We start from the raw sequence: 14,831 nt of genomic DNA on the forward strand, positions 1-14,831 counted from the left end.
TTGAAGGGTCTGGAACTGGGCGCGATAGGAACAGGGATCTTCTCACCGGCTCGCCAGTCAGCATGCAACGGCTTTTGCTGGCCATCCAGGAACGTATAAAATGAAAAATTACTCGCGGTTATCATTAGCTATTCTTCTTGAATTGGGGCTCAGCGCCTCACTGTTCTCCAGCGGCGCCTGGGCAGCAGAGACTTCCTCCAGCAAAACCTCAGCGAGCACCACTGACGCACAATCGATGGACGGCGGCACCTTAATGGTTACCGCGCAGCAGCAGAACCTGCAGGCGCCGGGCGTCTCAACCATCACCGCCGACGAAATCAAAAAGCATCCGCCCGCGCGCGATGTATCAGAAATTATCCGTACCATGCCAGGCGTGAACCTGACCGGTAACTCCACCAGCGGCCAGCGCGGCAACAATCGCCAGATCGATATTCGTGGCATGGGCCCAGAAAATACCCTGATCATGGTGGATGGCATGCCGATCACCAGCCGCAACTCGGTGCGCCTTGGCTGGCGTGGCGAGCGTGATACGCGCGGTGATACTAACTGGGTGCCGCCGGAGATGATCGACCATATCGACGTGATTCGTGGACCTGCAGCGGTACGTTACGGTAACGGTGCAGCGGGCGGCGTGGTGAATATCATCACCAAAAAACAGACCGATCAGCAGTGGCACGGTTCATGGAACACCTATTACAACGTGCCAGAACACAAAGCCGAAGGCGCCACTAAACGCACCAACTTCAGCCTGGAAGGACCGCTGGGCGATGATTTCAACTTCCGTTTGTACGGCGGTTTAGCCAAAACGCAGGCCGATGCCTATGACATCAATGAAGGTCATGCGGCGGCGCGTACCGGTAGCTATGCCGGCAGTTATCCATCGGGCCGCGAAGGCTCGGTGAATAAAGATATTAATGCATTACTGAGCTGGGCATTTGCGCCGATGCAAACGCTGGAGCTACAGGCCGGCTTCAGCCGTCAGGGCAACCTTTATGCCGGCGATACGCAGAACACTAACACCAGCGCGCTGGTGAAAAGCCTGTACGGTGATGAAACCAACCGCCTGTATCGTCAAAACGTCTCACTGAAGTGGACCGGCGCGTGGGATAACGGCGTCAGTACCAATACCTACGCGCGTTATGAGAAAACCCGCAATTCGCGCATCAACGAAGGTTTGGCGGGCGGCACCGAAGGTATCTTCTCCAACAGCGGTTTTAACACCATTCAGCTGGATGATGTGCTGCTGCACAGCGAAGTCAGTATTCCGTTTGAACTGCTGTTTAATCAAACCGCGACGCTGGGTACCGAATGGAACCAGCAGCGCATGAAAGATGGTTCATCCAACGCCCAGGCGGCGAACTACGGCGCGGTGCCGGGCATCGACAACACTGGCCGCAGCCCCTATTCCCAGGCGGAGATTTTCTCACTGTTCGCTGAAGACAACATGGAGCTGACCGACAGCACCATGCTGACGCCAAGCCTGCGTTTCGATCACCACTCAATTGTGGGCAATAACTGGAGTCCGTCGCTCAATTTGTCGCAAGGTCTGGGCGATGACTTCACGCTGAAGATGGGCATCGGGCGCGCTTATAAAGCGCCGAGCCTGTATCAAACCAACCCAAACTATCTGCTGTACAGCAATGGCCAGGGTTGCGCTGCCAGCACCGGCCCCTGTTATCTGCAAGGTAACAGCGATCTGAAAGCCGAAAATAGCATCAACAAAGAGGTGGGACTGGAGTGGAAACACGAAGGTTATCAGGCCGGTTTGACTTGGTTCCGCAACGATTATCGCAACAAGATCGAAGCCGGTTACTCGCCAGCGGGCAAAGCCTCTAACGGCACCACCGATATTTATAAGTGGGAAAACGTACCGAAAGCGGTGGTGGAAGGGCTGGAAGGTACGGTTAACGTGCCGTTCTCCGACAGCGTGACGTGGAACAACAACTTCACCTATATGCTGCAGAGTAAGAACAAAGAGACCGGCGATCGCTTATCGGTGATTCCGGAGTACACGCTGAACTCGACGCTGAGCTGGCAGGCAACGCAGGATCTGTCGCTGCAAACCACGCTGACCTGGTACGGCACACAAACGCCGAAGAAGTATGATTACAAAGGCAATGCTTCGACCGGCAGCGCGACTGATAAAGTCAGTCCTTACTCGATTATCGGCATGAGCGGCACCTACGATATCAACAAGTACGCCAGCGTCACGGTGGGTATCGATAATCTGTTCGATAAGCGTCACTATCGTGAGGGCAATGCGCAAACCACCGGCAACGCCAACACCAACTCTTATCTGTATGGTGCGGGTGCCAATACCTATAACGAATCAGGTCGTACTTACTTTATGAGCCTGAATACCCATTTCTAAGGCGAGTTAGCCAATAAGTTGATGCGGTAAATAGCAGCGGGCAATCAGTCCGCTGCTATCCTCACGATTGACCAGTTCCAGCCTGCCGCGATGCATCTGCACGATGCGCAGCACGATATTCAGACCCAGCCCGCTACCGCCGTAACGCTGATCGCGTCGACGGAATGCCTGCGTCAGCTCTTCCGCGGCGGCGGTATCAATGCCCGGTCCCTGATCCCACACTTCAATAATCACCTGCTGCTTGTCCTGCTGCATTTTCACCGCTACCTCGCTGCCTTCCGGGCTGTAGCGTGAAGCGTTCTCCAGCAGATTGCGCAGCATCAAACGTAGCAGCACCGCTTCGCCTTGCTGCGGCACATCGTTGACCTGCGGCCAGTGCAGCGTTTGCTGGCGCTGTTGCAACAGCTCTGCCATTTCCGGTTCCAGCGGCTGCATGATGTCTTTCTGCCACAGCAACTGCTGATAGTGACCGCCAGCCAGCGCCTGACCGGCGCGCGACAGCATCAGCAACTGTTCAACGGTGTGCATCAGCTGGTCGATGCGTTCGATCAGCATCTCGCTTTGCGGCACGTTCTGCTGGTGCAGCAGCTCCAGATGCAGGCGCAATCCCGCCAGCGGCGTGCGCAGCTCGTGCGCCGCGTCGGCGGTGAATAATCGCTCCTGCTGTAGCGTGTGATCGAGGCGTGAAAATAGCTGGTTGATCGCGGTGGTGACCGCCACGATCTCATCCATCTCGGAATAGACCGGCAACGGCGTCAGGTTATCCGCTGATCGGTGTGCGAGGCTGTCTTGCAGCGATTTCAGCGGGCGGATGATCCAGGTAATCGCCCAAAACGACAGCAGCAAGGTGAGGGCGACCATCACTAAGGAGGGCAGAAGCAGCGAGGCGATCGCTTCGCGAATCTCATTTTCGACACGATCGTTACGCGCCTGAGCGGAAAGCGTTTCATTGACTAAAAAACTGATCTGCTCGCGGCTCTCATGCCACAGCCAGATGGCGCTCATCACCTGACAGGTGAGGAGAATCAGCGCCAGCATAATCAGTAACCGCTGACGCATGCTGTTCATTCGCGGATTTCCAGACGATAACCGACGCCACGCACAGTTTTGATACGATCTTTTCCCAGCTTGCGACGCAGATTGTGGATGTGAACTTCGAGGGTGTTGGATCCAGGATCGTCATTCCAGCTGTAGAGATCCTGCTGCAGCGTTTCACGATGAACATTTTGCCCAACGCGCATCAGCAAACGGGTGAGCAGTGCGAACTCTTTCGGCGTGATCTCCAGCGGATGTTCTTCCAGTAGCACCTGTTGTGAACTGAGGTTGAGCGTCAGATCGCCCTGTTGCAGCAGATTATCGCTGTGGCCCTGATAACGGCGGATCAGCGCCCGCACGCGAGCCTGCAGCTCGACCAGCGCAAACGGCTTCACCAGATAATCATCGGCGCCGGCATCCAGGCCATCAACGCGATCCTCCAGCGCATCGCGCGCTGTGAGGATCAACACCGGTACGGCAATGCCGTCGCGGCGCCACTGTCGTAGCAATGAAGCGCCATCGCGATCCGGCAAACCCAGATCGAGCACGATCAGGCTGTACTGACCGCTGCGCAACATGGCGTTACTCTCGGCGGCGGTGCTGGCGCAGTCGATAGCGTAACCTTGTGCGCTGAGCGCTTGCGCCAGACCCGATTGCAACAGCGCATCATCTTCGACAATTAGCAGTTTCATCAGTTGTTTTTATTGATATCCGTGTAGAGGCGGCTCTCAAAACGTACCAATGGAATGCGGCGCGTTTTCTGATCTTCCGGCGGCACAGCATAGCCGGACAGGAACTGCACAAAGGCCACGCGCGCACCGCTGGAGGTGGTGATGAATCCAGCCAGATTATAGACGCCCTGCAGTGAACCGGTTTTCGCCGAGACTTTGCCGTCGAGGCCTGCTTCATGCAGACCGCCACGATATTGCAGCGTGCCGTCGTAACCGGCCAGCGGCAGCATCGAAATATAATTCAGCGTCGAGTCGTTTTTCGCAATGAATTGCAGCACTTGCATCATGGTATCTGGTGCAATCAAATCATGACGCGACAGTCCTGAGCCATCCACCTGAATGCTGTTGCCCATATCGACACCGGCTTTTTCACGCAGAATGCGGCGTACCGCATCCGAACCCGCGCGGAAAGTGCCCGGCACGTTGAAGTAGTGATGGCCGATGGTGCGGAACACGGTATCGGCAATCATGTTGTCCGATTTTTTCAGCATGGTATGCAGCAGCGTGTGCAGCGGCGCAGATTGCGTTGAAGCCAGCACGGTGCCCGGCGAGGTCACTTGCGCCTGACGCACCAGATGGCCGCTGTAATCGATATCGGCGGCACGCAGTTCGGCTTTAAGGATCTCACCGGCCCACGCGGCACCGTCCTGCACGGCAAATGCCAGCGGCAGCGGCTCAGCGCGTTGACGCATACAGCCGGTTAAGGTGTAGCGATTGAGCTCGCCCGGCACCACATCCAGCTCGCAATATTGCCCATCACCACTGTTACGTCCGATGGTGCGCACCTGGCTGAACATATGTGCCGGGTAATAGGAGGCAATGCGCACGAAGGCATTTTCGCCCGGCGTATTGGCGCTATATAGCGATACTGAGAAACAGTTTTTATCGACAATCGCAGCACCTGGCGGTGCACTAAAGCACTGCGTCAAATCGTTCCATGGCCAGCCGGGCGCCATATCGTGGCTGGCGAACACCGAGGTGTCGACCACCAGATTGCCTTTAATATGCGTGATGCCCTGTTTTTTCAGCGCGGCCACCATATTGCGCAGATCCTGACGGCTCAACGTTGGATCGCCGCCGAAACGCGCGACCAGATCGCCATTCAGGGTGCCATCATTGACCGCGCCTTTGGTCTCCATGGTGGTCTGGAAACGGAAGTCAGGACCGAGTTCCAGCAGGGCCGCCAGCGCCGTCACCACTTTCATGGTGCTGGCCGGTAATGCCATCTGTTTGCCGTGATAATCGATTATCGGGGTTGATGCGCCCACTTTTTGTACCATCAGCGCCAGGTTTGCGCCGTCTGGCAAATACTGCATGTATTCTTCAACGGGAGCTGCTTGTGCCTGCAGCATAAACGCACAGGTTAATCCGGTAACAAGTCGTGAAAATCGCATAATCTCGCGGTAACTGACGGGTGAAGGCGTCAATACTACGTCCCCGGACGGTGCAAAGTAAACGATGACCCACAGGGAACTCTGGGGTAAAATACGTATCAAAATGCAAAACCGAACCTGACCCGGAAAGCTTTCCGGGTCAGGCTTCTTTTGCTTGTGAAAAGAGGTAACGCGCCGCAGAAGCTGTTTTCTGCTGTCACCGGTCAGGATGACGCCGTTAACCAGGATAGATGACGAGGAGCCAAAATGAATCAGATTCCGATGACGTTGAAAGGCGCTGAGAAGCTGCGCGAAGAGCTGAACGAACTGAAATCCGTAAAGCGTCCGCGCATTATCGCCTCCATCGCCACAGCCCGTGAGCACGGCGATTTAAAAGAGAATGCCGAATATCATGCGGCTCGCGAAGAACAAGGTTTTTGCGAGGGTCGTATTCAGGAGATCGAAGCTAAGCTCTCCAATGCGCAGGTGATTGATATCACTGCAATGCCGAAAACCGGCCGCGTTATTTTTGGCGCAACCGTGACCATTCTGAATGTGGAAACGGATGAAGAGTTCACCTACCGCATCGTGGGTGACGATGAAGCTGACTTCAAACAGAACCTGATCTCCGTGAATTCGCCGATGGCGCGTGGATTGGTGGGAAAATCAGCGGATGATGTCGCGATTGTCAAAACCCCGGGTGGGGATGTGGAATATGAAGTGCTGAAGGTGGAATACCTTTAAGATATTGCTACGCTTTGCAATATGTCGCTGCATTTTGTAAAGAAAGGAAAAAGGCCGCATTGCGGCCTTTTATCACATGCAGGAGCGTGGCACTTTCTTTGCCCGTCGCCGCCTTTAGGGCATGATTAACGCGGAAGAGTGATTTTACGCTCTTTGGCAGGGCGATATAGCACCAGCGTGTTGCCGATGACCTGTACGTTGCCTGCTTTAGTTTCACGCACGATAGCGTCAACGATCAGCTGCTTGGTTTCACGATCTTCCGAGGCAATTTTTACCTTGATCAATTCGTGATGCTCGAGCGCCAGTTCGATTTCGGCGAGCACGCCTTCAGTTAGGCCATTACCGCCCAGCATGACAACCGGCTTAAGCGGATGGGCAAGGCCTTTCAGGTGCTGTTTTTGTTTGGTACTCAGATTCATCGTATTTTTTGCTTACTCAGGGATTGAAAACGGTTCATTCTACCGCCATCTCGGGTATATCGCCAAATCAACGCGACCATTGCGTGCTGATTTATCGCTACGATGACGATTTAATTGGAAAAATTATGACGGGTAAAAAGCGTTCGGCCAGTTCCAGTCGCTGGCTACAGGAACACTTTAGCGATAAATATGTGCTGCAGGCACAGAAAAAAGGGTTGCGTTCGCGTGCCTGGTTTAAACTTGAGGAAATACAGCAGGGTGACAAGATTTTCAAACCCGGCATGACGGTGGTTGATCTGGGCGCTGCACCCGGCGGTTGGTCGCAATATGTGGTACAGCTTATCGGATCAAGTGGTCGTATCATTGCCTGCGATCTGTTACCAATGGATCCCATTGTCGGCGTTGATTTCCTGCAAGGCGATTTTCGTGATGAAGCGGTGCTTAACGCCTTACTGGAGCGCGTTGGCGACCAAAAGGTGCAGGTGGTGATGTCAGATATGGCACCCAACATGAGCGGGACACCTGCGGTTGATATTCCACGTTCGATGTATTTGGTAGAATTGGCGCTGGAAATGTGTCGGGATATCCTGGCACCAGGCGGCAGTTTTGTCGTGAAAGTGTTTCAGGGAGATGGCTTCGATGAATACCTGCGGGAAATTCGCTCCCTGTTTACGAAAGTGAAAATTCGTAAGCCGGACGCTTCGCGATTACGTTCGCGCGAAGTGTACATTGTGGCGACGGGGCGCAAACTTTAGCCTGAATTGCCGGAATCAAAGCAAGACGACCAATGCGTTTACTCTGATGTCTAATTCTGAGTTTCAAGGTAAACAAGCAAAATCATCCGCACTGCGATTCCAGGTATGAAGGATCTATAGTACCCTACGCTGTCTGTTAACATCGTTGTAATATGAGGTTAATCCCTTGAGTGACATGGCGAAAAACCTGATTCTCTGGTTAGTCATCGCGGTCGTGCTGATGTCTGTATTCCAGAGCTTTGGGCCCAGCGAGTCGAATGGCCGTAGGGTTGATTATTCAACTTTCCTATCGGAAGTGAACCAAGATCAGGTCCGCGAGGCACGAATTAACGGGCGTGAGATTAACGTTGTCAAAAAAGACAGCAATAAATACACCACCTATATCCCCGTCAACGATCCTAAGTTACTCGATAACCTGTTGACCAAAAACGTCAAAGTAGTTGGCGAACCGCCTGAAGAACCAAGCCTGCTGGCTTCAATCTTCATCTCATGGTTCCCAATGCTGCTGCTGATTGGCGTGTGGATCTTCTTTATGCGGCAGATGCAGGGCGGCGGCGGTAAGGGCGCGATGTCCTTCGGCAAGAGCAAAGCCCGCATGTTGACCGAAGATCAGATCAAAACCACCTTTGCTGATGTGGCCGGTTGTGATGAGGCCAAAGAAGAAGTTGGTGAGCTGGTTGAGTATTTGCGTGAGCCGAGCCGTTTCCAGAAACTGGGCGGTAAAATCCCGAAAGGCGTCCTGATGGTCGGCCCTCCGGGTACCGGTAAAACGCTGCTGGCGAAAGCCATTGCAGGCGAAGCGAAAGTACCGTTCTTTACCATTTCCGGTTCTGACTTCGTTGAAATGTTCGTAGGTGTCGGTGCATCACGTGTGCGTGACATGTTTGAACAAGCGAAGAAAGCCGCGCCGTGCATCATCTTTATCGATGAAATCGATGCGGTTGGCCGTCAACGTGGCGCCGGTTTAGGCGGTGGTCACGATGAACGTGAACAAACGCTGAACCAGATGCTGGTTGAGATGGATGGCTTTGAAGGTAATGAAGGCATCATCGTGATCGCGGCAACTAACCGTCCAGACGTTCTTGACCCGGCGCTGCTGCGTCCAGGTCGCTTCGACCGCCAGGTTGTGGTTGGCTTGCCAGACGTCCGCGGTCGTGAGCAGATTCTGAAAGTGCATATGCGTCGTGTGCCGTTGGCTACCGATATGGATCCCTCTGTTATTGCACGCGGTACGCCGGGCTTCTCCGGTGCGGATTTGGCTAACCTGGTCAACGAAGCTGCGCTGTTCGCTGCTCGCGGCAATAAGCGTGTGGTTTCAATGGTTGAGTTTGAAAAAGCCAAAGACAAAATCATGATGGGTGCAGAACGTCGCTCCATGGTGATGACCGAAGAGCAGAAAGAATCGACGGCGTACCATGAAGCGGGTCACGCGATCGTGGGTACTCTGGTTCCGGGTTACGATCCGGTGCACAAAGTCACCATCATCCCGCGCGGTCGTGCCTTAGGTGTTGCCTTCTTCTTGCCAGTGGGCGATGAGATCAGCGCCAATCGTCAGAAGCTGGAAAGCCGTATTTCAGTGGCTTACGGCGGGCGTCTGGCGGAAGAGATCATTTATGGTCCGGACTATGTTTCTACCGGTGCTTCATCTGACATTAAAATGGCGACCAGCGTAGCGCGCAACATGGTTACGCAGTGGGGCTTCTCCGAGAAGCTGGGTCCGTTGCTTTACGCTGAAGAAGAGGGCGAAGTGTTCCTTGGACGTTCAGTGGCGAAAGCGAAACATATGTCAGATGAAACGGCGCGCATTATCGATCAGGAAGTTAAACACCTTATCGATACTAACTACCAACGTGCTCGCCGCATCCTGAACGAAAACATGGACATCCTTCACGCGATGAAAGACGCGCTGATGAAGTATGAGACCATCGATGCACCACAAATCAGCGATTTGATGGCACGTCGCGAAGTACGTCCACCTGCAGGTTGGGAAGAGGCTAAGGTTGCTGTTGGTAACGGCGACTCAACCCAGGCTCCTCGCCCTGTAGATGACCCGAAAACACCGGGTTCTGATAAGATTATGTGATGGCAATCTGGCGGGACGATAACTCTACCGCTAGATTTACAGCCCACACTGCTTGTTATAATGCAAACCCCGGCCGGTCCGGGGTTTTTTTATTTCGCGATTTAGTGGTCCCTCAAGGAGATTTTCGCCATGAAGTTGTTCGCCCGTGATTCCCATCTCGATCTCTCTTTTCCCCATGTGATGGGTATTTTGAATGTCACGCCGGACTCCTTCTCAGATGGCGGAACCCACAACACCTTGGTCGATGCGCTGACGCACACCAATGAGATGGTGAACGCGGGTGCCACCATCATTGATGTTGGCGGTGAGTCTACGCGTCCCGGGGCTGATGAAGTCAGTGTGGAAGAAGAGCTGGAACGTGTCATTCCCGTAGTAGAAGCCATTGCACAGCGTTTTGAGGTGTGGATTTCAGTCGATACCTCCAAGCCAGAAGTGATCCGCGAGGCCGCGCGAGTGGGCGCTCACATCATTAATGATATTCGCTCGCTATCCGAACCCGGTGCACTGGTGGCTGCTGCGGAAACCGGTCTGCCGGTATGTTTGATGCATATGCAAGGCGAACCGCGCACCATGCAGCAGGCACCGGAATATCACAATATTGTGAGCGAAGTGGACGCTTACTTCGCTGCTCAGATTGCGCGCTGTGAAGCGTCTGGAATAAAAAAAGAGAATCTGCTGCTCGATCCTGGCTTTGGATTCGGTAAGAATCTCAGCCACAACTATGAATTGCTGGCGCATTTGAGCCATTTCCACCATTACGGTTTACCGCTATTAGTGGGAATGTCGCGTAAATCGATGGTTGGACAGCTATTAAATGTTGGTCCGGCGCAGCGCCTGACCGGCAGCCTAAGCTGTGCGGTGATCGCCGCTATGCAAGGGGCACAAATTATTCGCGTACATGATGTGAAAGAGACGGTCGAAGCGATGCGCGTCGTCGAAGCGACACGAAGAGCAAAAGGATAAAGGCATGAGTAATCGTAAATATTTCGGTACAGATGGTATTCGCGGCAAAGTCGGTGAAGCGCCGATTACCCCTGATTTTGTCCTCAAGCTGGGCTGGGCAGCAGGTAAAGTGCTGGCGCGCCAGGGCTCTCGCAAAGTATTGATTGGTAAAGATACGCGTATTTCAGGTTATATGCTGGAATCGGCGCTGGAAGCGGGGCTGGCGGCAGCGGGATTGTCTGCGGCCTTTACGGGACCAATGCCGACGCCGGCTATCGCCTATCTAACGCGCACCTTCCGTGCGGAAGCGGGCATTGTGATTTCGGCATCGCATAATCCGTTTGACGACAACGGCATTAAATTCTTTTCTGCTGAAGGCACCAAGCTGCCGGATGAAGTTGAAGAAGCCATTGAGCTGGAGATGGAGAAACCTATCACCTGCGTCGAGTCCGCTGAATTGGGCCGCGCTAGCCGCATTGTTGATGCTGCAGGCCGTTATATCGAATTCTGTAAAGGTACCTTCCCGAGCGAGCTGAGTCTCAATGGGCTTAAAATTGTGGTCGATTGCGCAAACGGTGCGACTTACCACATTGCTCCCAACGTGCTGCGTGAACTCGGCGCAACCGTGATTGCTATCGGCACACAGCCGGATGGTATGAACATCAATAAAGATTGCGGCGCGACCGATTTGCGTCTGCTGCAACATCGCGTGTTAGAAGAGAAGGCCGATCTCGGATTGGCTTACGATGGTGACGGCGACCGCATCATGATGGTTGACCATCTGGGCCATAAAGTTGATGGTGACCAGATTCTTTATATCATTGCGCGCGAAGGGCTGCGTCAGGGCCAGCTGCGCGGCGGCGTGGTGGGCACGCTGATGAGTAACATGGGGCTGGAACTGGCACTGAAGCAGCTGGGTATTCCGTTCACCCGTGCAAAAGTGGGCGACCGCTATGTGCTGGAAAAAATGCAGGAAAAGGGATGGCGTTTAGGGGCGGAAAACTCCGGTCACGTCATTCTGCTGGATAAAACCACCACCGGCGACGGCATTGTGGCAAGTTTGCAAGTGCTCACTGCTGTAGTACGAAATCATATGACGTTACACGATTTGTGCAGCGGTATGAAAATGCTGCCGCAGATTTTGGTTAACGTGCGCTTTGCTGGCGAGCACGATCCGCTGGAAAGCGAGAGCGTGAAAGCCGTGACCGCAGAAGTGGAAAAAACGCTGGCGGGACGTGGTCGCGTGTTGCTGCGTAAATCCGGCACCGAACCGCTGATCCGTGTAATGGTGGAAGGTGAAGATGAGGCGCAGGTTAGCGCGCTGGCGCACAAAATCGCAGATGCAGTAAAAGCGGTGTAATTGAATTCAGGCGGAGAAATTTTGCACTTTCCGCCTGCAAAATCACCGGGATGGTGCTTTTTTCCGCAATCGAAAGCGATGGTGAAAATTGCACTTGCAGAGGTATGTGCCATTGGTTAGTATTCACACCCGCTTCTGATGGGTGATGACGAGACTTCCCATCGATATTGGTTGAAGCTTTAACTGTGCAGATAACGCGCAAGGAAACAGGTTGATTATGTACGAAGCTCTGTTAGTTGTTTTCCTTATTGTAGCGATTGGCCTCGTAGGTTTGATCATGCTGCAGCAAGGCAAAGGCGCTGATATGGGAGCCTCATTCGGTGCAGGCGCTTCTGGTACGCTGTTCGGTTCTAATGGGTCAGGCAACTTTATGACTCGTATGACCGCGGTACTGGCTACCCTGTTCTTCATCATCAGCTTGGTTCTGGGTAATCTGAACAGTAATAAAACAGCCAAAGGAAGTGAGTGGGATAACCTCACTGCGCCGGCGCAGTCTGAACAGCAGACTCAGCCAGCTAAACCGGCAACGCCGGGCAATGATATCCCGCAGTAAGATCGTCAACGCTGTAGTGCGACAAATTAGCGTCGCAGTCTAGTGATGTACCGAGGTGGTGAAATTGGTAGACACGCTACCTTGAGGTGGTAGTGCTCGAAAGGGCTTACGGGTTCAAGTCCCGTCCTCGGTACCAAATCTCAGTAAAACTTGCATTTTTTGCAAGGCCGGCGTATTATTCGCCACGTTTTCGGACGCGGGGTGGAGCAGCCTGGTAGCTCGTCGGGCTCATAACCCGAAGGTCGTCGGTTCAAATCCGGCCCCCGCAACCACTTTCCCTTAGAGTTCTTTTTCAAATATACTGTATGCATCGACGGACGCACTCATCAGTGATTTTGAAAAAAATTCTTTTGGATTGTGCTCCGAAGCCGCTATGCGGCGTACAGGGTCCAGTCACAAAAAGCCCCGAATATTCGGGGTTTTTTGTTATCAGGAAATCGACACACTGGGCTATAGGCCCTTTTTTTATGTCTTGGGGGTGGGCTTGTCCACATTAGAGCAAAAATTGACAGAGTTGATCTCTGCTCCAGTAGAAGCGCTTGGCTACGAATTAGTCGGTATCGAGTTTATTCGTGGTCGCACATCAACATTGCGCATCTATATTGATAGTGAAGAGGGTATCAATGTTGATGATTGCGCCGATGTTAGCCACCAGGTCAGCGCAGTAATGGATGTGGAAGATCCAATTACCGTGGCTTACAACCTTGAAGTTTCCTCGCCGGGTCTCGAACGTCCTCTTTTCACTGCTGAACACTATGCACGTTTTGCCGGTGACGAGGTGAGCCTGGTACTATGCATGGCCGTACAAAACCGCCGTAAATGGCAGGGTATCATCAAGTCTGTTGAAGGTGAGATGATCACGGTGACCGTTGAGGGTAACGATGAAGTGTTCGCGCTGAGCAACATTCAGAAAGCGAACCTGGTCCCCCACTTTTAAAAGTCCGGATTGAGGCTAACCAGGATGAACAAAGAGATCTTAGCTGTAGTAGAAGCCGTTTCTAACGAAAAAGCCCTGCCGCGTGAGAAAATCTTCGAAGCGCTGGAGAGCGCTTTGGCCACTGCGACCAAAAAGAAGTATGAGCAAGAGATCGAAGTGCGAGTCAGCATTGACCGTCGCAGCGGCGATTTCGACACCTTCCGTCGCTGGCAGATTGTTGAAGAAGTCACGCAGCCGACTCGCGAGATCACGCTGGATGCAGCCCGTTATGAAGACGAAGCGTTCAATCTGGGCGAATTTGTCGAAGATCAGATTGAATCTGTCACCTTCGACCGTATCACCACCCAAACTGCTAAGCAGGTTATCGTACAAAAAGTACGTGAAGCTGAGCGCGCAATGGTGGTTGATCAGTTCCGTCAACACGAAGGCGAAATCATCACTGGCGTGGTGAAGAAAGTGAACCGCGACAACATTTCACTGGACCTCGGTAGCAATGCCGAAGCGGTGATTGGACGTGAAGACATGCTGCCGCGTGAAAACTTCCGTCCAGGCGACCGCATCCGCGGCGTGCTGTACGCCGTTCGCCCTGAAGCACGTGGCGCACAGCTGTTCGTCACGCGTTCTAAGCCGGAAATGCTGATTGAGTTGTTCCGCATTGAGGTGCCAGAAATTGGCGAAGAAGTTATCGAGATCAAAGCGGCAGCGCGCGATCCGGGTTCACGCGCCAAAATCGCAGTGAAAACTAACGATAAACGTATTGATCCAGTAGGCGCTTGCGTCGGTATGCGCGGTGCGCGTGTGCAGGCGGTTTCAAGCGAGCTGGGTGGCGAGCGTATCGATATTGTGCTGTGGGACGACAACCCGGCGCAGTTCGTTATCAACGCTATGGCGCCTGCTGATGTGGCGTCAATTGTGGTGGACGAAGACAATCACACCATGGATATCGCTGTTGAAGCCGGCAATCTGGCTCAGGCGATCGGTCGTAACGGCCAAAACGTGCGTCTGGCTTCCCAACTGAGCGGTTGGGAACTGAACGTGATGACCGTCGATGATCTGCAGGCTAAGCACCAAGCTGAAGCCCATGCAGCAATCGATATGTTCACCAAACATCTCGACATCGACGAAGAGTTCGCCACCATTCTGGTGGAAGAGGGCTTCTCTTCGCTGGAAGAATTGGCTTATGTGCCAATCAACGAGCTGCTGGAAATCGACGGCCTCGATGAAGAGACCATTGAAGCCCTGCGTGAACGAGCAAAAAATGCGTTAACTACCCTGGCATTAGCGAAAGAAGAGAGCCTTGGTAATCAGGAGCCCGCTGAGGATCTTCTGAATCTTGAGGGCTTGGATCGTGCGCTGGCGTATCGCCTGGCGTCGAAAGGCGTTTGCACGCTGGAAGATCTCGCTGAGCAAGGTGTTGACGATCTGACAGATATTGAAGGGCTGGATGATGAGAAGGCCGGTGCGCTGATTATGGCTGCACGTAATATCTGCTGGTTCGGCGATGACGCGTAATAACAGGAAGGAACAG

At 53.4% G+C, this 14,831-nt stretch carries 13 protein-coding genes and 2 tRNA genes; 11 read left to right on the plus strand and 4 right to left on the minus strand.

Translation table 11 applies throughout. The features are described from left to right. Positions 1-100: 100 nt before the first annotated feature. The gene (locus tag WH298_RS12265; protein WP_180822968.1) at positions 101-2,371 is read left to right on the plus strand and encodes a TonB-dependent siderophore receptor; all 2,271 of its coding nucleotides are present in this window, start codon (positions 101-103) and stop codon (positions 2,369-2,371) included. A 6-nt stretch (positions 2,372-2,377) separates the two neighbouring features. Here the strand turns inward: WH298_RS12265 and pmrB are convergent, their stop codons facing one another. From pmrB to dacB, 3 genes are read right to left on the minus strand one after another with little or no spacing between them, the layout of a single operon-like run. After that, positions 2,378-3,439 carry a two-component system sensor histidine kinase PmrB gene (gene pmrB, locus WH298_RS12270; protein WP_180822969.1) on the minus strand — a complete coding sequence of 354 codons (1,062 nt, stop codon included), beginning with the start codon at positions 3,437-3,439 and terminating at the stop codon, positions 2,378-2,380. After that, complete coding sequence (pmrA, locus tag WH298_RS12275; RefSeq protein ID WP_180822970.1) at positions 3,436-4,098, minus strand: two-component system response regulator PmrA; 663 nt, start codon at positions 4,096-4,098, stop codon at positions 3,436-3,438. Before pmrA ends, pmrB begins: the two co-directional genes overlap by 4 nt. After that, complete coding sequence (gene dacB, locus WH298_RS12280; RefSeq protein ID WP_049851549.1) at positions 4,098-5,531, minus strand: serine-type D-Ala-D-Ala carboxypeptidase; 1,434 nt, start codon at positions 5,529-5,531, stop codon at positions 4,098-4,100. The genes pmrA and dacB overlap by 1 nt, the downstream gene beginning before the upstream one ends. A 246-nt stretch (positions 5,532-5,777) precedes the next feature. On the opposite strand from dacB, the gene greA reads away from it, so the two are divergent. Continuing rightward, positions 5,778-6,254, plus strand: a complete 477-nt coding sequence (gene greA / locus WH298_RS12285; protein ID WP_007886682.1) for a transcription elongation factor GreA — start codon at positions 5,778-5,780, stop codon at positions 6,252-6,254. A gap of 125 nt (positions 6,255-6,379) precedes the next feature. Here the strand turns inward: greA and yhbY are convergent, their stop codons facing one another. Continuing rightward, positions 6,380-6,673, minus strand: coding sequence for a ribosome assembly RNA-binding protein YhbY (yhbY, locus tag WH298_RS12290; protein ID WP_007886683.1), 294 nt, complete (start codon positions 6,671-6,673; stop codon positions 6,380-6,382). Positions 6,674-6,798: 125 nt separating this feature from the next. On the opposite strand from yhbY, the gene rlmE reads away from it, so the two are divergent. The 9 genes from rlmE (at position 6,799) to nusA (ending at position 14,815) form a co-directional block, all read left to right on the plus strand. Beyond that, a complete protein-coding gene (rlmE, locus tag WH298_RS12295; protein ID WP_007886684.1) occupies positions 6,799-7,428 on the plus strand; it encodes a 23S rRNA (uridine(2552)-2'-O)-methyltransferase RlmE in 630 nt (209 codons plus the stop codon). A 175-nt stretch (positions 7,429-7,603) separates the two neighbouring features. After that, the gene (ftsH, locus tag WH298_RS12300) at positions 7,604-9,511 is read left to right on the plus strand and encodes an ATP-dependent zinc metalloprotease FtsH (RefSeq protein WP_036620266.1); all 1,908 of its coding nucleotides are present in this window, start codon (positions 7,604-7,606) and stop codon (positions 9,509-9,511) included. 129 nt (positions 9,512-9,640) lie between these two features. Beyond that, entirely contained in the window at positions 9,641-10,474 is an 834-nt protein-coding gene (folP, locus tag WH298_RS12305; RefSeq protein WP_180822971.1) for a dihydropteroate synthase, read from the plus strand. A gap of 4 nt (positions 10,475-10,478) precedes the next feature. Continuing rightward, positions 10,479-11,813, plus strand: coding sequence for a phosphoglucosamine mutase (glmM, locus tag WH298_RS12310; RefSeq protein ID WP_049851367.1), 1,335 nt, complete (start codon positions 10,479-10,481; stop codon positions 11,811-11,813). A 217-nt stretch (positions 11,814-12,030) separates the two neighbouring features. After that, positions 12,031-12,366, plus strand: a complete 336-nt coding sequence (secG, locus tag WH298_RS12315; protein ID WP_007886689.1) for a preprotein translocase subunit SecG — start codon at positions 12,031-12,033, stop codon at positions 12,364-12,366. 49 nt (positions 12,367-12,415) lie between these two features. Beyond that, positions 12,416-12,502: transfer RNA gene (locus tag WH298_RS12320), tRNA-Leu, on the plus strand. A gap of 59 nt (positions 12,503-12,561) precedes the next feature. Then, a tRNA-Met gene (locus WH298_RS12325) sits at positions 12,562-12,638 on the plus strand. Positions 12,639-12,850: 212 nt separating this feature from the next. Beyond that, positions 12,851-13,303, plus strand: coding sequence for a ribosome maturation factor RimP (rimP, locus tag WH298_RS12330; protein WP_180822972.1), 453 nt, complete (start codon positions 12,851-12,853; stop codon positions 13,301-13,303). 24 nt (positions 13,304-13,327) lie between these two features. Then, positions 13,328-14,815 carry a transcription termination factor NusA gene (nusA, locus tag WH298_RS12335; protein ID WP_007886691.1) on the plus strand — a complete coding sequence of 496 codons (1,488 nt, stop codon included), beginning with the start codon at positions 13,328-13,330 and terminating at the stop codon, positions 14,813-14,815. Positions 14,816-14,831: the final 16 nt, after the last annotated feature.

The organism is Pantoea nemavictus (assembly GCF_037479095.1).
GTDB lineage: Bacteria > Pseudomonadota > Gammaproteobacteria > Enterobacterales > Enterobacteriaceae > Pantoea > Pantoea nemavictus.